Annotated in this window: 16 protein-coding genes; 11 read left to right on the top strand and 5 right to left on the bottom strand. The window is 62.1% G+C overall.

Annotation, left to right across the window (positions count from 1 at the left end; genetic code table 11):
- Position 1: 1 nt before the first annotated feature.
- Positions 2-1,105, top strand: a complete 1,104-nt coding sequence (locus ACLBXN_RS11855) for a Csu type fimbrial protein (RefSeq protein ID WP_447612254.1) — start codon at positions 2-4, stop codon at positions 1,103-1,105.
- Positions 1,106-1,309: 204 nt separating this feature from the next.
- On the opposite strand, the gene ACLBXN_RS11850 is transcribed toward ACLBXN_RS11855, so the two are convergent.
- On the bottom strand, positions 1,310-3,277 hold the full coding sequence (locus ACLBXN_RS11850; RefSeq protein ID WP_447612253.1) for a pseudouridine synthase: 1,968 nt from the start codon (positions 3,275-3,277) through the stop codon (positions 1,310-1,312).
- Between the two features lie 84 nt (positions 3,278-3,361).
- Entirely contained in the window at positions 3,362-4,093 is a 732-nt protein-coding gene (locus ACLBXN_RS11845; RefSeq protein WP_029158367.1) for a Crp/Fnr family transcriptional regulator, read from the bottom strand.
- A 226-nt stretch (positions 4,094-4,319) separates the two neighbouring features.
- On the opposite strand from ACLBXN_RS11845, the gene ACLBXN_RS11840 reads away from it, so the two are divergent.
- The 8 genes from ACLBXN_RS11840 to ACLBXN_RS11805 all read left to right on the top strand — a co-directional run bounded on the left by ACLBXN_RS11840 (position 4,320) and on the right by ACLBXN_RS11805 (position 14,271).
- A complete protein-coding gene (locus ACLBXN_RS11840) occupies positions 4,320-6,257 on the top strand; it encodes an AMP-dependent synthetase/ligase (RefSeq protein WP_447612252.1) in 1,938 nt (645 codons plus the stop codon).
- A gap of 11 nt (positions 6,258-6,268) precedes the next feature.
- The gene (locus ACLBXN_RS11835; protein WP_003050788.1) at positions 6,269-7,054 is read left to right on the top strand and encodes an ABC transporter ATP-binding protein; all 786 of its coding nucleotides are present in this window, start codon (positions 6,269-6,271) and stop codon (positions 7,052-7,054) included.
- Between the two features lie 10 nt (positions 7,055-7,064).
- Positions 7,065-7,994, top strand: coding sequence for a branched-chain amino acid ABC transporter permease (locus tag ACLBXN_RS11830; RefSeq protein ID WP_211457235.1), 930 nt, complete (start codon positions 7,065-7,067; stop codon positions 7,992-7,994).
- A 17-nt stretch (positions 7,995-8,011) separates the two neighbouring features.
- A complete protein-coding gene (locus tag ACLBXN_RS11825; RefSeq protein WP_447612251.1) occupies positions 8,012-9,076 on the top strand; it encodes a branched-chain amino acid ABC transporter permease in 1,065 nt (354 codons plus the stop codon).
- 167 nt (positions 9,077-9,243) lie between these two features.
- Positions 9,244-10,560: an ABC transporter substrate-binding protein gene (locus ACLBXN_RS11820; RefSeq protein ID WP_211457237.1), complete on the top strand. Its 1,317-nt coding sequence runs from the start codon at positions 9,244-9,246 to the stop codon at positions 10,558-10,560.
- A 199-nt stretch (positions 10,561-10,759) separates the two neighbouring features.
- Positions 10,760-11,599 (top strand): ABC transporter ATP-binding protein, encoded by an 840-nt coding sequence (locus ACLBXN_RS11815; protein WP_003050780.1) that lies wholly within the window; start codon positions 10,760-10,762, stop codon positions 11,597-11,599.
- 161 nt (positions 11,600-11,760) lie between these two features.
- Positions 11,761-13,008: a phenylacetate--CoA ligase family protein gene (locus ACLBXN_RS11810; RefSeq protein ID WP_447612250.1), complete on the top strand. Its 1,248-nt coding sequence runs from the start codon at positions 11,761-11,763 to the stop codon at positions 13,006-13,008.
- Between the two features lie 273 nt (positions 13,009-13,281).
- Positions 13,282-14,271 carry a tripartite tricarboxylate transporter substrate-binding protein gene (locus tag ACLBXN_RS11805; protein ID WP_003073641.1) on the top strand — a complete coding sequence of 330 codons (990 nt, stop codon included), beginning with the start codon at positions 13,282-13,284 and terminating at the stop codon, positions 14,269-14,271.
- Between the two features lie 80 nt (positions 14,272-14,351).
- Here the strand turns inward: ACLBXN_RS11805 and ACLBXN_RS11800 are convergent, their stop codons facing one another.
- The 3 genes from ACLBXN_RS11800 to ACLBXN_RS11790 all read right to left on the bottom strand — a co-directional run bounded on the left by ACLBXN_RS11800 (position 14,352) and on the right by ACLBXN_RS11790 (position 16,648).
- Positions 14,352-14,672: a DUF1840 domain-containing protein gene (locus ACLBXN_RS11800; RefSeq protein WP_034373624.1), complete on the bottom strand. Its 321-nt coding sequence runs from the start codon at positions 14,670-14,672 to the stop codon at positions 14,352-14,354.
- Positions 14,673-14,683: 11 nt separating this feature from the next.
- The gene (locus tag ACLBXN_RS11795) at positions 14,684-15,955 is read right to left on the bottom strand and encodes a class I SAM-dependent methyltransferase (protein ID WP_447612249.1); all 1,272 of its coding nucleotides are present in this window, start codon (positions 15,953-15,955) and stop codon (positions 14,684-14,686) included.
- A gap of 75 nt (positions 15,956-16,030) precedes the next feature.
- A complete protein-coding gene (locus tag ACLBXN_RS11790) occupies positions 16,031-16,648 on the bottom strand; it encodes a hypothetical protein (protein WP_447612248.1) in 618 nt (205 codons plus the stop codon).
- Positions 16,649-16,690: 42 nt separating this feature from the next.
- Between ACLBXN_RS11790 and ACLBXN_RS11785 the strand changes: the two genes are divergently transcribed.
- Entirely contained in the window at positions 16,691-17,872 is a 1,182-nt protein-coding gene (locus ACLBXN_RS11785) for an aminopeptidase (RefSeq protein ID WP_447612247.1), read from the top strand.
- Positions 17,873-17,974: 102 nt separating this feature from the next.
- Positions 17,975-19,607 (top strand): phosphoethanolamine transferase (locus tag ACLBXN_RS11780; protein WP_447612246.1); only part of this gene is annotated, 1,633 nt, incomplete at its 3' end.

Below are 19,607 nucleotides of genomic sequence, written 5' to 3'. Positions count from 1 at the left end.
CATGGCATTCCTTACCTCTCTGCTGAAGCAGACCACCGTTCGCATGCTTCTCAGCCTTCCGGTCATCTGCATGGCCTGGCTGCTTGTGCCAACAACCGCCAGGGCGCAGAACGTGGTGTGCAATACCTTCAGCATGCCGAATGTGAATTTCGGCAGCTTTACGCCATTTGATGCGCCCGCCAGCACCAGCGGGCAGCTTTCCTTTCAGTGCTACAACACCACTATTAGCCTCTTGGGAATCACCTCCATCTATGCGGCCATTTGCATCAATTTTGGTGCTGGCAGTGCAGGTGGAACGGCTGCTGCACGCAGCATGAGCACGACAGGAAACTTGACGCCGCTGCAGTACCAGATCTACCGCAGCGATGGCGCCGTCTGGGGCTCCTACAACCTGGCGGGCTCGTCGCCCCCTCAGATCGTGCTGGAACTACCGTCAGCCTGGCTGGTTAATGGTGTCTTTGGTTCATACAATTACAAATCAGCCACCCTGCCGTTTACGGCAAGCATCGGTTCCGGCCAGAGCACCACGATTCCCGGGGACTACCGCAGCGATTTCAGCGGAACCCAAGCCAGCATCATTGTTCGCACGGGCAGCAGCAACACGGTGACCTGCACAGGCCAATCCAGTAGCAGTGCCAACGTCACGCTGAGCCAGACCACCTTGCCATTCAGTGTCACGGCGACGGTGCAAAAAACCTGCCAGATCCAGATCAGCGGCGCCAGCAGCATGGACTTTGGCAATATCAATCCGCTGACTACGGGCCCCTTTGACACCAGCAGCAGCCTGAATGCCCGCTGCACCAGCACCACGCCCTACAACATCGCGCTGGAACCCGGCGGAACACCGACGCCCACCGATGGCAAAGGCATGCTGCGCAATGCCGGCACGGCAAGCAATAACCCGGACACCTATGTCAGCTACGGGCTATATCGCGACGCCGGACGCAGCCTGCCTTGGGGCAATGTCAGCAACAGCAATACCCTCGGTGGCACCGGTACGGGCTCGTACGCCGCCAACCCCATCAACATTTACGGGCGCATCAACAATGGCAATGTCAGGCCCGGCTCGTACACCGACAACGTGCTTGTCAACGTCCTTTATTGAGGACCAGTCCCCGTTCATATCGCCATGAAAAAAGCGCAAGCGCTTATTCAAAAAGAATAGCTACTTGCGCTTATCAGAAAAGGGTTAGAGGCCATTTTTACTTAAAATAGCATCACCCTTATCTGGGGGGCAGCGAGCAAAAGCCGCCTTGCGGCGAAGCTGCCCGTCCCCCTTGGGGGAAGCGGCGGAGCCGCTCAGGGGGTATCAAAAGCTCTCATGCGCAGCCAGATAGCGCCATTGGCCGGTGGGCAGATTACCCAGAGTCACGCCGCCGATACGGATGCGCTTGAGGCCCACGACCTTGAGGCCGACCTGCTCGCACATACGGCGAATCTGGCGCTTCTTGCCTTCGGTCAACACGAAGCGCAGTTGCTCGGGGTTCTGCCAGTCCACCTGGGCCGGCTTGAGCGGCTGCTCGTCCAGCGACAGGCCGTGACGCAGCAAGGCCAGTTTCTCTTCGGGGAAGACGGACTGCACATCCACGTCGCGGTCGCCAAAGGTCACTCGCACCAGGTATTCCTTGTCGACTTCAGAGTCCTCGCCAATGATCTGGCGCGCCACGCGGCCGTCCTGCGTCAGCACCAGCAGACCCACGGAGTCGATGTCCAGACGGCCGCAGGGAGCCAGGCCCTTGAGCTGGCTGAAGTTGAAGCGCGTCTTGCTGCGGTCTTCGTTCCAGCGGTTCTCGTTGGTGATCAGCACCACGGCGGGCTCATGGCCGTCCTCGGCCTGACCGCTGACATAGCCCATGGGTTTGTTCAGCAGGATGGTGACCTGCTGGTCCTGGCGGTCCTGAGCCTTCTGGTCGATCTCGATCCTGTCGCCGGGCACCACGTTCTGACCCATGGTTGCGACTTCGCCGTTGACCGTGACCCAGCCGTTTTCCACCCATTCATCGGCTTCGCGACGCGAGCACAGGCCCATATCGGCAATGCGCTTGTTGATGCGCACAGCACCGGGACGGTCGTCCTGGCGCGCTTCGGCTTCGGGTGCGCGCTTGACGGGAATTGCGCGGTCCGAGCCATCGGCAGCGGGACGGTAGGTGCGGATGCCGGTCGTCGGGCGGCGTGTGGCCTCCGACACAAACGAGCCGGGGATATGACGCTTTTCAGGCTCGCCACCACGCTCGTCGCGGCGTTCGCCACGGCGCTCGTCGTTGCGGCGGTCATCACCGCGACGGTCACCACGATCAAATGAGCGGCCTTCGGGACGGTCACCATAGCCACGGTTCTGTGGACGATCACCAAAGTCGCGGCCTTGCGGGCGATCGCCACCACGGCGCTCGCCATCACGGGACTGGTATTCGCGGCGTTCGCCACCTTCGGAGCGATCTGGGCGACCAGAACTGCGGTTTTGCGGACGGTCACCAAAGTCACGGCCTTGAGGACGCTCATCACGACGGCCTTCAAAGCGATCACCGCCACGACGTTCGCCGTCACGAGGACGGAATTCACGGCGCTCGCCACCTTCGGAGCGCTCAAAGCGGCCCTGGTCGGGACGGCCAAAACCGGTCGAACGTGGACGGTCACCAAAGTCACGGCCGCCTTGCGGACGGTCATCACGGCGGTCGCCACGCGGACGGAATTCACGACGCTCTGCACCTTCGGAGCGCTCAAAGCGGCCCTGGTCGGGGCGGCCAAAACCGGACGAACGTGGACGGTCACCAAAGTCACGGCCGCCTTGCGGACGGTCATCACGGCGGTCGTCACGGGGACGGAACTCGCGGCGCTCGCCACCGCGATCACCATCACGCGACTCGCCGTAGGGCCTGAAGCCGCGATCACCGCCGCCAAAGCGACGCTCGCCGCCTTCGGCAAAGCGGTCATCGCGATCAACGCGGGGGCGACGCTCGTCGCGCTGCGAGAAGCCGCCACGGCGTTCACCGTCGTCACGAGCAGGGCGGCCGCCATCGGGGCGACCAAAGCCGGAAGCACGGGGGCGCTCGTCGCGCTCACGCTGAGGGCGTGCGCCACGCTCACCGCGAGCGCCTTCGCCGCGCGAGCCGCGATCGAAGCCGCCTGCGGGCCGGGGGCCACGGGCTGCCGCCGGCTTTTCCGCCTTGGCAGGCTTGGCCGGTGCACGCAAAACAGGGCGCGCCGACGATGCATCGGAGGGCGCGGAGGAATTGCCGGAACCTGGGGCGCCGGACTCTTTAGGAGGTTTGACTGACATTTGGGCGTAATTGTCTCGCGACGCGCGGGCGCGAGGCGAGAGTTATCCACAATTCCAGCGCGGGGCTAGGTTATAGGACGGGCCTCAGGCAAGCGCCTTGCGCGACGCGCAGAACTCGCCATGGCGTAGCGCCTCCAGGTCCAGCACGCGCAGGCCGCCATATTCGATCTGGATCACGCGCTCGCGCTGCAGCACGGACAAGGCCTCGTTCACACGCTGCCGCGAGAGGCCGACCAGATTGGCCAGCTCCTGCTGGGTGATGCGCAGAATCTGCCCCACACCGGGGTAGAGCAAGGGGTTGAACAAGGCGGCCAGGGTGCGCGCCACGCGCAGATCGGGATTGCTCATGCGGTCGATCTCGCGCGCCGCGATGAACTGCCCCAGTCGCTCGTTGAGCTGATTCATCACAAACCGGTTAAAGCCTATGGAGTGGTCGAGCAGCCAGTGGAACATGTCTATGGGCAGACCGCCCACCACGCTCCTTCGGATGGCCTGCACGTTGTAGCGATAGGGCTCGCGCTTGATGACCGTGCCTTCGCCAAACCAGCCTCCGGGCGGCAACCCGGCCAGTGTCATGCTGACGCCGTCGGCGCTTTCGGTGTTCATCTTGAGCAAACCGTCGACCACCCCAAACCAGTAGGTAGGTGGGCGACCGGTGCGGCAGACATAGTCACCGGGCTCGGCATCGCCGACAAGCAGCACGCGCGCCACATTTTCACGCTCCAGCGGCAGCAGGACAGGCCACCAGGGAATTCCATCGAGTTCTGAGCTCAAAGGCTTGCGCCGCCTTTGGTGCAGGGACAGTTCTTGACTCATGCCCAGCAGCATTGCCAAACCCGCGCTGGCGCAACAGCGGGATTTCCACGAGGCAGCAAATGCGCCATTTTCAGCAGCATTTGTTACAGCGGATTTCCACTATGCAGACTTTCCCTCAAATTGTCATCAAACAGACATCCTGACGTCAAAGTCACCCATAGCATGCCTGCAAGACTTTCGTGAAGGGTAGCCGCTGCGGCTCCGCCCCCAACCAAGAGGATCAGGCATGACAACCACGTTCCCGCAACTGCTGCTCAAGCACGCGACAGAACGCCCCGATGCGCCCGCCCTGCGCGAGAAGGAATACGGCATCTGGCAAAGCTGGAGCTGGCGCGAAGCCGCGCAGACCGTGCGCCACATGGCCTGCGGCCTGCGCGCGCTGGGGCTTGAACGCGGCCAGAACCTGGCCTTCATCAGCGACAACCGGCCCCATGTCTACATGGGCTTTCTGGCCGTTCAGGCTTGCGGCGCCGTGCCCATTCCGCTGTACCAGGATGCCGTGGCCGCCGAGATGCGCTTTGTGATGGAAGACGCGGAGATTGCTTTTGCCTTCGCCGAGAACCAGGAACAGGTGGACAAGCTGCTTGAAGTGCGCGAGAGCGTGCCTGGCATTCGCCACATCATCTATGACGACCCGCGCGGCCTGCGCAAATACGAGCAGCCAGGGCTCATCAGCACCGAGGAACTGCTGGCCAAGGGCAAGGAGTGGGATGCGCAGCACGCGGGAGCCTATGAGGCCATGGTCCAGGCCGTCTCGCCAGACGATGTCTCGGTCATCCTCTATACCTCGGGCACCACGGGCAAGCCCAAGGGGGTGTGCCAGACCCATGCCAGCTTTGGCGAATCCGCCCGCGGCGGCGTGCAGACCGATGGCCTGAATGCTTCGGACAATGTGATCTGCTATCTGCCGCCGGCCTGGGTGGGAGACCATCTGTTCTCGTTTGCGCAATGGCTGGTGGCGGGCTTCACCATCAACTGCCCCGAATCCGCCTCGACTATCGCCATCGATCTGCGCGAAATCGGACCCAGCTACTACTTTGCGCCGCCACGCATTTTCGAAGGCATGCTGACCTCGGTCTCGATCCGCATGGAAGATGCGTCGCCGCTCAAGCAGTGGATGTATGCCAAGGCCATGGAAGTCGCGCGCCGCGTAGGCTCGGACATTCTGGACGGCAAGAACGTCGCAGCCCTGGATCGCCTCAAATACCAGCTGGGCAGCCTGTTCATCTATGGACCGTTGCGCAACGCCATGGGTCTGTCGCGCATCCGCGTGGCCTATACGGCAGGTGCCGCCATCGGACCGGAGCTGTTCCGCTTCTTTCGCTCCATCGGCATCAACCTCAAGCAGCTCTATGGGCAAACCGAGACCTGCGCCTATGTCTGCCTGCAGCGCGACCGTCAGGTGGAACTCTCCAGCGTGGGCCAGGCGGCGCCGGGCATCGAGCTCAAGATTGCCGACAACGGCGAGGTGCTGGTCAAGGGCGTGTCCGTGCTCAAGGAATACTACAAACGCCCCGATGCCACGGCAGAGGTGATCGACGCCAGCGGCTACTTCCATACCGGCGATGCCGGCGTGATCGACGCCAACGGCCAGCTGCGCATCATCGACCGCGCCAAGGACGTGGGCAAGACCAGCCGCGGCGCCATGTTTGCGCCCAACTACATAGAAAACAAGCTCAAGTTCTTCCCGCATATCAAGGAGGCCGTGTGCTTCGGCCATGGCAAGGACGAGGTCTGCGCCTTCATCAACATCGACTACGAAGCCGTGGGCAACTGGGCCGAGCGCCAGGGCCTGCCCTATGGCGGCTATGTGGACCTGGCCAGCAAGGCCAAGGTGCTGGAGCTGGTGGCCGAATGCATAGACAAGGTCAATGCCGATCTGGCCAGCGAGCCCGGCATGGCCGACACCCAGGTGGCGCGCTTTCTCGTGCTGCACAAGGAACTGGACCCCGATGACGACGAGCTGACCCGCACCCGCAAGGTGCGCCGCAACTTCATCGCAGACAAGTACGGCGTGCTGGTGGAGGCGCTCTACACCGGCAAGCAGCAACAGTTCATCGAGACCCTGGTGAAGTTCGAGGACGGTCGCACCGGCAGCGTCAGCGCCACGCTGACCATCGTCGACGCCAAGCGCCACCCGGCTTCGGCCAAGGCTGCCGCCTGAGAGGAATTTTCATGACTACAAGAACCAGCGGCGACGTGATCCTGGATATCAAGAACATCAGCCTGCGCTTCGGCGGCGTCAAGGCATTGACCGACATCTCGTTCAATGTCAAGGAGCACGAGATCCGCTCCATCATCGGCCCCAACGGCGCAGGCAAGAGCTCCATGCTCAACTGCATCAACGGCGTCTACACGCCGTCCGAAGGCTCCATCACCTTTCGCGGCCAGACCTTCAGCCACATGAACAGCCGCCAGGTGGCCGAGATGGGTGTGGCCCGCACCTTCCAGAACCTGGCGCTGTTCAAGGGCATGAGCGTGATCGACAACATCATGACCGGCCGCAACCTCAAGATCAGGAGCAACATCCTCATGCAGGCCCTGCGTATCGGCCCTGCACAACGCGAGGAAATGCAGCACCGCGAGTTCGTCGAACACATCATCGACTTCCTCGAGATCCAGGCCTATCGCAAGACTCCCGTGGGCCAGCTGCCCTACGGCCTGCAAAAGCGCGTGGACCTGGGCCGGGCCCTGGCCATGGAGCCGCAGGTGCTGCTGCTGGACGAGCCCATGGCCGGCATGAACGTGGAAGAGAAGCAGGACATGTGCCGCTTCATCCTCGATGTGAACGAAGAGTTCGGCACCACCATCGTGCTCATCGAACACGATATGGGCGTGGTCATGGACATCTCAGACCGTGTCGTGGTGCTGGACTACGGCAAGAAGATCGGCGACGGCGCTCCCGATGAAGTACGGAACAACGAAGACGTGATCCGCGCCTATCTGGGCGCTGGCCACTGAAGGAGTAGTCATGGGATTTTTCTTAGAGACATTGTTCGGTGGCCTCATGGTGGGCACGCTGTACGCACTGATCGCCATCGGTTTCGTGCTGATCTTCAAGGCCTCGGGCGTCTTCAACTTTGCGCAAGGCGCCATGGTGCTGTTTTCGGCCCTGGCCATGGCGCGCTTCTCGCAATGGATTCCCGGCTGGCTGGGCATGGAGCCCGGTCTCGTCGGCAACCTGCTGGCCATCGTCGTCACTCTGACCCTGATGGTGGGCGTGGCCTGGGTGATCGAGCGGCTGGCCCTGCGCCATCTGGTCAATCAGGAGCCCATCACCTTGCTGATGGCCACGCTGGGCATTGCCTATCTGCTCGACGGCCTGGGCCCCATGGTCTTTGGCAGCGAGGTCTACAAGATTGACGTCGGCATGCCCAAGGACCCTGTCTTCATCATGGACAGCCTGTTTCAGGGCGGTGTGATGATCAGCCTGGAAGACCTGTATGCGGCCTGCATCGCCGCCATTCTGGTGATCTGCCTGAGCATCTTCTTTCAGAAAACCAAGACCGGGCGCGCCCTGCGTGCCGTGGCCGACGACCACCAGGCCGCGCAGTCCATCGGCATTCCGCTGTCGCGCATCTGGGTCATCGTCTGGTCGGTGGCCGGCGGCGTGGCTCTGGTCGTCGGCATCATCTGGGGCAGCAAGCTGGGCGTTCAGTATTCGCTGTCGCTGGTGGCCCTGAAGGCTTTGCCCGTGGTGATTCTGGGCGGCCTGACCTCGCTGCCCGGCGCCATCATCGGCGGCCTGATCATCGGCGTGGGCGAGAAACTCTCCGAGGTCTATATCGGCCCCATGGTGGGCGGCGGCATCGAGACCTGGTTTGCCTATGGCCTGGCCCTTTGCTTCCTGCTGGTACGGCCCCAGGGTCTGTTCGGCGACAAAATCATTGACCGCGTTTAAGGCCGGAGGACTGACAGATGTTTTATCGTGAAAACGGCCAGTTCAAGACCAGCTATGCGGCAGACCAGCAGATCTTCGGCGTCGCCCAGGACCGCTGGGTCATCTTGCTGATCCTGGCCTTTGCCTTCCTGGCCATCCCCTTCATTGCCAGCGACTACACCTTCCAGGCGATTCTGATTCCCTTTGTCATCATGTCGCTGGCGGCGCTGGGTCTCAACATCCTCGTCGGCTACTGCGGCCAGATTTCACTGGGCACGGCCGCCTTCATGGCCGTAGGAGCCTATGCGGCCTACAACCTCCAGGCCCGCATCGAAGGCATGCCCTTGCTGGTGGCGCTGATCGGCGGCGGCGTGGTGGCCATGGTGTTCGGCGTGGTGTTCGGCCTGCCCAGCCTGCGCATTCGCGGCCTGTATCTGGCCGTGGCCACGCTGGCCGCCCAGTTCTTTGTGGACTGGCTGGCGACCCGTGCGGCCTGGGTGACGAACAACTCCTCGTCCGGCTCCGTCAGCGCCAAGCCGCTGGCCATTCTGGGCTGGGCCATCGACACGCCCATGGAGAAATACCTGCTCTGCCTGGCAATCCTGTGCCTGCTCGGCCTAGCCGCCAAGAATCTGGTGCGCAGCTCGGTAGGGCGTGAATGGATGGCCATGCGCGACATGGACGTGGCGGCTGCCGTGATCGGCATCCGCCCCACCTACGCCAAGCTCTCGGCCTTTGCCGTGAGCAGCTTCATCGTCGGCGTGGCCGGTGCGCTCTGGGGCTTTGTCCACCTTGGTGCCTGGGAACCCGCTGCCTTCAGCCTGGATCGTTCGCTGCAACTGCTGTTCATGATCATCATCGGCGGCCTGGGCTCTGTGGTGGGCAGCATCTTCGGCGCCGCCTTCTTCGTGCTGCTGCCCCTGCTGCTCAACCAGGTGCCCCACTGGCTGGGGCTGCCACTGTCCACGGCCACGGCAACCTATCTCGAGCACATGATTTTTGGTGCACTCATCGTGTTCTTCCTGATTGTGGAACCCCACGGATTGGCCAAGCTCTGGGCCACGGCCCGTCAGAAGCTGCGTGTCTGGCCGTTCCCGCATTGAGCATGAAGCATCTGCCGAAACGCTGCGAGCCGGCATCCTTGCTCGATGCCGCGCAGCGAGTCATGCAGGTTCATGGACCGTTGAGCTACCTCAGTATTCTTTTCTTCAAGACACCGCAGAGTGCCTGCAACCGGGACAGCGTCCCATACAACCCAAGGAGACAGTCGATGATGTTCAAGAAAGTTGCGATTGCTGCCGCTGCTGTTGCTGCAGGCATGGGAGCCTTGATGGCTTCGCCGGCCGCTCAGGCTCAGGAGCAGTTTGTGCCCCTGCTGGTGTATCGCACAGGCCAGTTCGCACCCCTGGGCATTCCATGGGCAGACGGCAAGCAGGATTACCTCAAGCTGGTCAACGCCAAGGGCGGCATCAACGGCGTGAAGATCAAGTTCGAGGAATGCGAAACCGCCTACGACACGGCCAAGGGCGTGGAATGCTACGAGCGCCTGAAGAACAAGGACGGCGGTGCCTCAGGCTTTGACACCCAGTCCACCGGCATCACCTTTGCCGTGACCGACAAGGCCCCTGGGGACAAGGTGCCGGTGGTCACTCCGGGCTATGGCCTGTCCCAGTCCGTGGATGGCAAGGTCTTCGAGTGGAACTTCCCGCTGCTGGGCAACTACTGGACCGCCGCGGACTCCATCGTGCAGGACATTCTGAAGAAGGAAAAAGGCAGCCTCAAGGGCAAGAAGATTGCTCTCGTCTATCACGACTCGCCTTACGGAAAGGAACCCATTCCGCTGCTGGAAAAGCGCGCTGCCAAGGAAGGTTTCGAGCTGATCAAGCTGCCTGTGACCGCGCCCGGTGTGGAGCAGAAATCCACCTGGCTGCAGATTCGCCAGAACCGCCCCGACTATGTGCTGCTGTGGTCGGCCGGCGTGATGACACCCACGGCCGTGCGTGAGGCGCAGGCCACAGGCTACCCCCGCGAGAAGATGTATGCCGTGTGGTGGGGTGGCTCCGACCATGACGTCAAGGACATCGGTGCCGGCGCCAAGGGCTACAACACGGTGACCATCCACAACACGGCCGAAAGCGACAAGGTGCATGGCGACATCAAGTCCATGCTCTACGACAAGGGTCAGGGCACTGCCAAGGACGCCAAGGAGCTGGGGCAGCTGGCACATACCCGCGGCATGGTGATCTCCATGCTGCAGGTCGAAGCCATCCGCACCGCACAGGAGAAGTTCGGCAAGGGCAAGGTCATGACACCCGAACAGGTGCGCTGGGGCCTGGAGAACCTGAACATGACGCAGGAGCGCCTGAACGAGCTGGGCTTCGGCAAGATCATCCGCCCCTTCAAGACCAGCTGCGAAAACCACCTGGGCGCCGACTGGGCGCGTATTGCCACCTGGGACGGCGCCAAGTTCAAGGTGACTTCCGACTGGTACCAGGCCGACAAGTCCATGGTCGATCCACTCTACAAGGAGTTCGCGGACAAGTACGCCAAGGAAAAGAACGTCAAGGTAAGGACCTGCACTCCCTGAGTGCGGTTCGCGCCTTCCCCCTCACTGGCGCCTAGCGCCTGAGGGGGCGACATCCTCGCTGCGAGGCAAGCGGCCGGCATCGGCCCTGCCTGATGTCTCCGGCCAAGGCTCGCCTCGCCGCAACCGGATTAAAAATCAGCCTCAATCGCTTACCTACAAAGCGCTTACAGCTATCTATTTTGAGTTACCAGGTGACCGCATGACCGATAACGCGCACACAGTTTCCACTTCCCCTCAGGCCACGCCCCTGGTGGAAGTCAATGGCATCGAGGTCATCTACAACCATGTGATCCTGGTGCTCAAGGGCGTCTCTCTGCAAGTGCCGCACCAGAGCATCGTGGCCCTGCTGGGTGGCAACGGCGCGGGCAAGACCACCACGCTGCGCGCCATCTCCAATCTGCTCAAGGGTGAACGCGGTGAAGTCACCAAGGGCGGCATCACCCTGGAAGGCGAGCAGATCGCCAACCTCTCGCCGGCCGAACTCGTCAAGCGTGGCGTGGTACAGGTCATGGAAGGGCGTCACTGCTTTGCCCACCTGACGATCGAGGAGAACCTGCTCACCGGCAGCTACACACGCACCGACAAGGGCGAGATTGCCGCCAATCTCGAGAAGGTCTACAACTACTTCCCGCGTCTCAAGACCCGGCGCACCAGCCAGGCCGCCTACACCTCGGGCGGCGAGCAGCAGATGTGCGCCATCGGGCGCGCGCTGATGAGCAACCCGCGCATGGTGCTGCTTGACGAGCCCTCCATGGGCCTGGCCCCGCAGATCGTGGATGAGGTGTTCCACATCGTCAAAGACCTCAACAGCAAGGAAAAAGTCACCTTCCTGCTGGCCGAGCAGAACACCAACATGGCGCTCAAGTACGCCGACTACGGCTACATCATGGAGAGCGGACGCATCGTCATGGACGGCTCCGCCAAGGATCTGGCCAGCAACGAGGACGTCAAGGAGTTCTACCTGGGCGTGGGCGGCGGCGAACGCAAGAGCTTCAAGGACGTGAAAAGCTACAAGCGCCGCAAGCGCTGGCTGGCCTGAAAAACTCCCCCTGAGCGGTTTCGCCACTTCCCCAGAGGGAACGAGAACCTCGCCGTGAGGCGGCGGGGCCGCCAAGGCTCTTGCTCGTTGCCTCTTTCATAGATTTCGCCAGTTTCAAAGGCTACACCCTTACCGCTTGAATTTTCCCTACAGGATTTGCCATGAGTGACTTCTACGACTCCCTGGAAATACGCAGCCCTGATGAGCGCGAAGCGACATTGATGGCTGCATTGCCCGCGCAGATCGCCCATGCCCAGCAGCGCTCGGCTGCGTTTGCCGAGATCCTCAAGGGCGTGGATGCGACAAGCATCACGAACCGCAGCGCACTGACCCAGCTGCCCGTCACCCGCAAGAGCGAACTGCTGGAACGCCAGGCTGCGCAGCGACCGCGCCAGATATTCGGAGGCTTCAATGCCATTGGCCTGGGCCACGACATGCCCAGACTGTTTGCCAGCCCCGGCCCCATCTACGAACCCGAAAGCCGTCGCACCGATTACTGGCGCATGGCCCGTTCCATGTACGCTGCAGGCTTCCGATCGGGCGAGCTGGTGCACAACTGCTTCAGCTATCACTTTGTGCCCGCAGGCTCGATGATGGAAACCGGAGCCCAGGCCCTGGGCTGCACGGTGTTTGCGGGCGGCACGGGCCAGACCGAGCAGCAGGTGCAGGCCATGGCCGATCTGCGACCAGCCGCCTATGTGGGCACGCCCAGCTTTCTGAAAATCATTGTGGAAAAAGCCCAGGAGATGGGGGTGAAGCTGCCCAGCCTGACCAAGGCCATGGTCAGCGGCGAAGCCTTCCCGCCCTCGCTCAGCCAATGGATGCGCGAACATGGCATCGATGCCTACCAGAGCTATGGCACCGCTGATCTGGGCCTGATTGCCTATGAAACCAGCGCCCGCGAAGGCCTGGTGCTGGATGAAGGCGTGATCGTGGAGATCGTGCGTCCTGGCACCGGCGACCCCGTGGCCGAAGGCGAGGTGGGCGAGCTGGTCATCACCACGCTCAACCCCGACTATCCGCTGATCCGCTTCGGCACGGGCGACCTCTCGGCCTATCTGCCGGGAACCTGCCCTACGGGCCGCACCAATGCCCGCATCAAGGGCTGGATGGGCCGCGCCGACCAGACCACCAAGGTACGCGGCATGTTCGTGCATGCCAAACAGGTGGCCGAGGTCGTCAAGCGCTTCCCACAGATCGCCAGGGCCAGACTGGTGGTGACGGGCGAGATGGCCAACGACCAGATGCAGCTGCTCGTGGAAACCACGGAGACCTCGCCGGGCTTTGCCTTGCAGGTGATCGATGCCTTGCGCGAGGTCACCAAGCTGCGCGGCGAGGTACAGATGGTGGCCCCCGGCAGCCTGCCCAACGACGGCAAGGTGATCGAGGACGCACGCTCCTACCAATGAAGCTCCGCAGAGCGGCTGACAGCCGGCTCTGCGGCCGTCAGGCTTTTGCGCGACGGCTACGGCCTGATGCAAAACTCCGCCGCAGCTGTCGCCAATTCGCGACACCTCACCGGCTTGCTTTAGCGCAAATGCAATGTGATCCCCAGCTCCATCAAGGGATAACACTTAGAAAATAACAAAAACCCCACAGATTAGCGCTCCCTAGAATCCGGCTTTACGTCACGACAAGCCAACCGTCCTGGTCTGCTTGCACATTATTTTTAGGGAGACACTGTGAAAACTATTTTCAAGATCGCCACCATCGCTCTGGCCGCCACCGCCGCCATCAGCAGCCATGCCGACAGCTACCCAGCAGCTGGCAAGACGATCACGATCATCGTGCCTTTCACGGCAGGCGGCCCCACCGACAAGGTGGCACGCGACCTCGCCGAATCCATGCGCAAGCAGCTGAACAACGCCACCATCGTGATCGACAACGCCGACGGTGCCGGCAGCACGATTGGCACGGCAAAGGCCGCACGTGCACGCAATGACGGCTACACGCTGCTGCTGACGCATATCGGCATGTCCACCATCCCGACGCTGTACCGCAAGCTGTCCTTCAACGTGCTCAACGACTTTGAGTACGCCGGCATCATCAACGATGTGCCCATGACACTGATCGGCCGCCCCACCCTGCCCGCCAAGAACTTCGCCGAAGTCAAGGACTGGGTCAGCAAGAACCAGGGCAAGGTGAATCTGGCCAACGCCGGCGTGGGCTCTGCCTCGCACCTGTGCGGCCTGATGTTCCAGGCCTCGCTGCAGCAGGATATGACGCCTGTGCCCTACAAGGGTGCGGCTCCTGCGATTGCCGATCTGATGGGCAACCAGGTGGACCTGCTGTGCGACCAGACCACCAACACCACTTCGCAGATTGCTGCCAAGAAGGTTCAGGCCTATGCCGTGACCACAGCCAAGCCGCTGACCACGCCTGCACTCAAGGACCTGCCTACACTGCAGTCCCTGGGCCTGAAGGACTTCAACGTGACCATCTGGCACGGTCTGTACGCACCCAAGGGCACGCCTGCCGATGTGGTGCAGAAGATCAACGAGGCCATGAAGGCTTCGCTCAAGGACCCCGAGTTCATCAAGCGCCAGGAAGCCCTGGGTGCCGTGATTGCCACGGATGACCGCACCAACCCTGCCGGCCACAAGAAGTTTGTGGAATCCGAAATCGCCAAGTGGGGCAAGGTCATCAAGGCCGCCGGCATCTACGCCGACTGATAGGGCGCGAGCTCGTCAAAACAAAAAAAAAGCCTGCAGATGCAGGCTTTTTTTTTGGGGCGGCCGGAAGGTGGCGGGACTTACCAGGTCACTTCCTTGCCATCGGCCGCGCTGCGCCTGAGCATGTCGACAAAAGGCACGATGCGCTGGCCCAGGGCCACGCTGTCCTGGCTCGCAGGCGCCGCATCCTCGTCCTGCGCGTCGTCCTCCGGCTGCTTGCGCCTGGCGGCCTCTTCGGCAGCAGCAGCCTCCAGCGCGGCAATGGCGGCCGGAATCTGCTCCACGGTGATGATGCCGTGCACCTCGTCAGGCGACTTGCCGATGATTTCCAGCAGCTTGCGGCCATTGGCGTCCAGCATGATGAGGTCTGCCGTGGCACGCGATTTGAATTTGTAGGGCATGAGCGGTTCCTTCAGCGGTAGATGTATTCGCGGTTAAAAGGATAGCCGCTCTGCGCCCCGGTCATCGCGCCGCTGCGCAGATCGCCATCGGGTTTGCAGCACAGCATCTGATGCAGCGCAATCCAGCCATGCTCGAAGCCCATGGCCGACCCCGCCAGATAGAGGCGGTAGGCACGCAGCGCCTTGACGGCCTTCTCCTCGTCATACTGGGCCTGCAAAAGTGCCTGTGCCTCACCCAGCCGGGCCTCCAGCGCATCCGACCAGGCCCAGAGCGTGCGCGCATAGTGCGGGCGCAGGTTCTCGGTGTCCACCATCTCCAGCCCGCTGGCAGCCAGGTCATGCAGCACGCGGCTGACATGCATGAGCTCGCCACCGGGAAAGATGTAGCGGTTGATGAACTCGCCCATGCCGGCGCCCAGCTCCACATTGCTGACCCCGCCCGCCGTGATGCCATGGACCAATGCCAGTCCGCCAGGCCTGAGCATGGAGTAAATGGTTTCGAAGTATTCCTGCAGATTGGCGCTGCCCACATGTTCGAACATGCCGACCGAGCCGATCTTGTCGAACGGCTCCACATCACCCATCTGCCGGTAGTCGCGCAGCTCGACCTGAACCTTGCCCTGCAGACCCTTCTCGGCAATCAGGCGCTGCACATGATCGAACTGGTTGCGCGACAGCGTGATGCCATGGGCCTGAACATCGTAATGCTCTGCCGCCCAGAAGATCAGCCCGCCCCATCCGGAGCCAATGTCCCAGAAGCGCTCGCCAGGCTGGAGCTTGAGCTTTTTGCAGATGTGATCGAGCTTGGCCTCCTGCGCCTGGGCCAGACTCATGCCCTGCTCCTTGTAGTAGGCACAGGAATAGACACGGCGCGGATCCAGCCACAGCGCGTAGAAGTCGTCGGAGAGATCGTAGTGAAACTGAATCTGCTCGGCATCGCGCGTCAGCGTGTGCATGGCCAGCGACCTGGCCTTGGAAACCGTCTGGCCCAGCCATGAGGGTGCGTGGCTGACCGGATCGCCGCGCAGCAGCCCGGCCGCAGCAGCCATGATGTCGCGGGAGCTGCCCTTGACCTCCACCCACCCCTCGACGATGGCCGAGCCGATCGATCCGATCTGGCCGTCCAGCAAAGCCGCCAGGGCCTTGGGGGAGCGGAAAATGAGCTGCACCGCACTGTGTTCAGTCCCGATGCGCTCGCCCGATGGAAGTTCTACCGATGCCGTCACAGGAAGTCTTGCTAGCAGCGGCTCCAATGTGCTCAACAGGTTTTTCATGAAAACCATTGTTCACATCGACTATGGCAGGGTCAAGACGGGAAACTTCTCCAAACCCCGAACGGCCCTGGGTCTGACAGGACCTCAGTTGCTGGTCTGCATCAGTTTTTCGTAGGCTTTGAGAGTGCCGGGGGCCACGGACTGCAGCACCTGCTCATAGGCCGTCTTGTGCCGCGCCAGCAAGCGCATGGAGGCAACGGTGCGGCTGCGGCAGAACCAGTGGCAAGTGTGTTGCATCAGCATCAGCTCGGCCGTCATGGTGAAGGCACGGCGCTTGCGCTCTTCCTCGTCGGCCGCATCACCCACACGCGCAGCCGCCAGCGCCTGGGCGTGCAGCTTCATGGCCTCGCGCACATCCATGGTGGCCGATGGCAGAACGCGGGTCATATAGGGCAGCGCCAGCGGCAGGGTGCTGGCACGTGTCTGCTCGGCCGGCAAGGTGGCGAATTCTTCCGCAAAGCGCTGAAACTGGCTCACCAGGCTGCTCTCGGTATTGGCCAGCACGGGCCAGATCTGTTCACGTCGCTGGGCATCCTTCTCGCCGATGACCCGCAGATACCCTTCCATCAGGTTGGCCATGAGCTTCTCGATCTGAAAGCGTGCCAGGTGCTGGGCCAGAAGCTGGGTGTGCTGGCGCTGCTCCTGCTTCTTGAGCACGTAGAGCACGGTGGTGACAATGATGGCGAGCGTTAGAAAATCCATGAAGCGAAACCAGACAGGCGGACAAGCGCAATGAGAGAAAGGATGAGTGTAGTCAGCCTGAGGGCTTTGCTGGGAATTAGCGTCGCAATTGCAGGCCTGACGGGTTGCAGCAGCGCCGGCTATTACTGGCAGGGCTTCAAGGGCCAGATGCAGATTCTTCAGGCCGCGCGGCCCGTCGAAGACTGGCTGAGCGAGGACAGCACCTCTGCGGCGCTGCGTCAGCGCCTGCAGACCGCGCAGCAGATGCGCCGCTTTGCCAGCCAGGAGCTGGCACTGCCCGACAACGCCAGCTACACCCGCTATGCCCAGCTGCAACGTCCGTTTGCAGTCTGGAACGTGGTGGCAGCCCCGGCCTACAGCCTGGAGATGCACCAGTGGTGCTTTCCAATCACCGGCTGCATTGCCTACCGAGGCTATTTCAGCAAGGAAGGCGCGCAGGCAGAAGCGCTCAGGCTTCAGGCCCAAGGGCTGGAGACCAGCGTCTATGGCGTGCCGGCCTACTCAACGCTTGGCTATCTGAACTGGCTGGGCGGCGACCCCCTGCTCAGCACCTTCACCTTCTGGCAGGAAGGCGACTTCGCCGGTCTGCTGTTCCATGAGCTGGCCCACCAGCTGCTGTATATGAAGAACGACACGGCCTTCAACGAGTCCTTTGCCACCACGGTGGAACGCATGGCCACGCCTTTATGGCTGCAGGGCCATGCCAGCGCAGCCACACAGCAACGCTGGCAGCAAGGCCTGCAGCGACGCGAGCACTGGCAGCAGCTGACACGCGAGGCCCGCCAACGCCTGCAACAGGTCTACGAGACTGAGGGCACCCAGCCGGTTGATGCACAATCGCTGCCCGCCATCAAAAGCAAGGTCTTTGAAGAATTTCGCAGCACTTATGCACAGCTCAGAGCGCAATGGATCGCCACTGACAAGCCCCTGCTGACCAGCCCAGCCCTGCGCGAGCAGTATGAGCGGCGCCTGGCCCAGACCGATGAATGGGTGGCGCAGGCCAATAACGCCAGCTTCGGTGCCCTGGCTGCCTACGATGACTGGGTCCCTGCCATGACCAGCTGGTGGCTGCAGCTGCGCGGCGATGGCCCGGCCACGCGAGAAACCTGGCGCAGCTTCTATGCGCAGATGCGCGATCTGTCGGTCCTGCCCGCTGAAGAACGCAAGCTGCGGCTATGTGCCCAATGGGGAGAAACGGCGAAAACAGCTGCTCAGTGCCAATAAACACTTCAGACTGACATAAAACAATTATTTACAAGGGTTAACCATGTAGGAGGCTTCAGCGCTTTTTAAGAAAGTCCCGCCAGACTTATCCGATACCTTTTTTTGCCGTCTGCCGTGGCTACCCAAGACTCTGTTTCTGCACCCTTTTTCAAGGGGCTTTTTCAACCTCGCACCCCTCAGTTCATCGCTCTGGCATTGGCCATATGGCTGACGCTGACCGCCAACTGGGCCCTGTGGCTGCGCCTGCCCTCTCTGGATGGCTATCAAGGCAGCCTGCTCATGCTGGCCATGCGGGTTGCGCCGCTGGTGCTGGGCGCCAGCCTGTTGCTGACCTCCTTGTTCGCCTGGCCGCGCTTTACCAAGCCGTTCTGGGTTGCACTGCTGCTGGTGGCTGCCAGCTCCCAGTACTTCATGGTCAGCTACGGCACCGTGATGGACAAGGGCATGATCCACAACATTCTGCAGACCGATGCCCGCGAAAGCTCAGACCTTTTCAGCATCAAGCTGCTGGCCGAGGTGCTGATCATCGCCGTACTGCCTGCCATCTGGCTGTGGAAAACCCCGCTCAAACGCGCCAGCAGCGCCTGGCGCAATATGCTGCGCACCGCCTTGCTGCTGCTGGGCGGCGTTGCCCTGATAGCCGCCTCCCTGGCCGTGTCCTACCGCGATCTGGCCCCGGTGGTACGCAACAATCTTTGGCTGCGCTACATGATCAACCCGATCAACCCCGTGCTGTCCGCAGCCTCGGTGGCACTGGATCCCCTGATCAACAAGCCCAGGCCTTTTGTCAGCATCACGGGCGGCGCTGCCCTGGGTGCCAGCTATGCTGCGGCCCAGAAGCCGCCGCTGCTGGTGCTGGTGGTGGGCGAGACGGCGCGCGCCAAAAACTTCAGCCTCAACGGCTATGGGCGGGACACCAACCCCGAACTGGCCAAGCGCGATGTGCTGAGCTGGCGCAACGCCCGCTCCTGCGGCACCAGCACCCGCGAATCGGTGCCCTGCATGTTCTCCAACCTGGGCCGAGAAGGCTTTTACGCCTCCAAGGTCGAGCATGACAACCTTCTCGACGTGCTGCAGGCCGCCGGACTGGCCGTGCTTTGGGTGGACAACCAGGCCGGCTGCAAAGGCGTGTGCAAACGCATTCCCATGGCCGACACCGCCGACAGTGTGAACACGCCTGCCGGCAAGGCCTTGTGCGCCCAGGATGGCGAGTGCTTGGATGCCCTGCTGCTCGCCGGCCTGGACGAGCGCATCGCCAAACTGGACCCCGCGCGCCGCGCCAAGGGTCTGGTTCTGGTCATGCACCAGATGGGCAGTCATGGCCCCGAGTACTTCAAGCGCTCCACCCCGGACCTCAAGGCCTTCAAGCCCGAATGCGCCACCAATGCCCTGTCCAGCTGCCCACAGCAAAACGTCGTCAATGTCTACGACAACTCCATTCGCTATACCGACCATTTCCTGGCCCAGACCATAGACTGGCTCAAGACTCAGCAAAGCCAGTTTGAAACCGGCATGTTCTACATGTCCGACCACGGCGAGTCGTTGGGCGAACTCGGTGTCTATCTGCATGGCATGCCCTATGCCATGGCACCCGATGATCAGAAACATGTGCCCATGATTGCCTGGCTGGGAACGCTGGGTGCTCGTACCGGCCTGAATCAGAGCTGCCTGAGCAAGACACTGGATCAGCCCCTCTCGCATGACAACCTGTTCCATACGGTCATGGGACTGATGG

The sequence above is a fragment of the Comamonas sp. C24C genome (assembly GCF_053345995.1).
Note: the sequence above shows the minus strand (reverse complement) of the source record. Positions and strands in the feature narration are given on the sequence as shown.

Coding starts and splice junctions, on each gene's coding strand:
- ACLBXN_RS11835 (WP_003050788.1), top strand. CDS start 6,269: ATGACTACAAGAACCAGCGGCGACGTGATCCTGGATATCAAGAACATC.
- ACLBXN_RS11830 (WP_211457235.1), top strand. CDS start 7,065: ATGGGATTTTTCTTAGAGACATTGTTCGGTGGCCTCATGGTGGGCACG.
- ACLBXN_RS11790 (WP_447612248.1), bottom strand. CDS start 16,648: ATGGATTTTCTAACGCTCGCCATCATTGTCACCACCGTGCTCTACGTG.
- ACLBXN_RS11820 (WP_211457237.1), top strand. CDS start 9,244: ATGATGTTCAAGAAAGTTGCGATTGCTGCCGCTGCTGTTGCTGCAGGC.
- ACLBXN_RS11785 (WP_447612247.1), top strand. CDS start 16,691: ATGAGTGTAGTCAGCCTGAGGGCTTTGCTGGGAATTAGCGTCGCAATT.
- ACLBXN_RS11845 (WP_029158367.1), bottom strand. CDS start 4,093: ATGAGTCAAGAACTGTCCCTGCACCAAAGGCGGCGCAAGCCTTTGAGC.
- ACLBXN_RS11800 (WP_034373624.1), bottom strand. CDS start 14,672: ATGCCCTACAAATTCAAATCGCGTGCCACGGCAGACCTCATCATGCTG.
- ACLBXN_RS11840 (WP_447612252.1), top strand. CDS start 4,320: ATGACAACCACGTTCCCGCAACTGCTGCTCAAGCACGCGACAGAACGC.
- ACLBXN_RS11850 (WP_447612253.1), bottom strand. CDS start 3,277: ATGTCAGTCAAACCTCCTAAAGAGTCCGGCGCCCCAGGTTCCGGCAAT.
- ACLBXN_RS11825 (WP_447612251.1), top strand. CDS start 8,012: ATGTTTTATCGTGAAAACGGCCAGTTCAAGACCAGCTATGCGGCAGAC.
- ACLBXN_RS11815 (WP_003050780.1), top strand. CDS start 10,760: ATGACCGATAACGCGCACACAGTTTCCACTTCCCCTCAGGCCACGCCC.
- ACLBXN_RS11810 (WP_447612250.1), top strand. CDS start 11,761: ATGAGTGACTTCTACGACTCCCTGGAAATACGCAGCCCTGATGAGCGC.
- ACLBXN_RS11795 (WP_447612249.1), bottom strand. CDS start 15,955: ATGGTTTTCATGAAAAACCTGTTGAGCACATTGGAGCCGCTGCTAGCA.
- ACLBXN_RS11855 (WP_447612254.1), top strand. CDS start 2: ATGGCATTCCTTACCTCTCTGCTGAAGCAGACCACCGTTCGCATGCTT.